Origin of the sequence: Methylobacterium sp. 37f, assembly GCF_023093475.1 — a bacterium.
Taxonomy (GTDB): Bacteria; Pseudomonadota; Alphaproteobacteria; order Rhizobiales; family Beijerinckiaceae; genus Methylobacterium.
Window position 1 is genome coordinate 1 of the sequence record NZ_JAGHKN010000126.1, and the last position, 432, is coordinate 432.

Here is a 432-nt window from a genome sequence, read left to right on the forward strand (position 1 = left end):
GTACGCCGCGGCCAGGTTGTCGGACTTGCCGAACGCCAGCACCACGGCCACCACCAGCACGAGGAGCATGTAGTTGACCACTGGCACGTAGATCTGGCCGATTTCCACATCCGACGTGTAGAGAATCTTCATGCGCGGCGCATAGCCCAGGTGCACGGCCTGCGCCGTCATCGAAAACGCGCCAGAGATGACAGCCTGCGACGCAATGACGGTGGCCGCCGTAGCGAGCAGCACCATCGGGCCAACCGCCCAGCTCGGCATCAACAGGAAGAACGGGTTTTGCACGGCGCTCGGCTCGCGCAGCAGCAAGGCGCCCTGGCCAAAGTAATTCAGCAGCAGGCACGGCATGGCAATGTAGAACCACGCGTACCGGATGGGGCGGGCGCCGAAGTGGCCCATGTCGGCATACAGCGCCTCGGCACCGGTCAGCGC

Annotated in this window: 1 protein-coding gene; it reads right to left on the bottom strand. The window is 64.6% G+C overall.

Going from position 1 to position 432, the window contains the following annotated elements:
• The coding region (locus J7U37_RS24935; protein ID WP_247637504.1) for a KUP/HAK/KT family potassium transporter at positions 1-432 on the bottom strand (432 nt) is incomplete at both ends.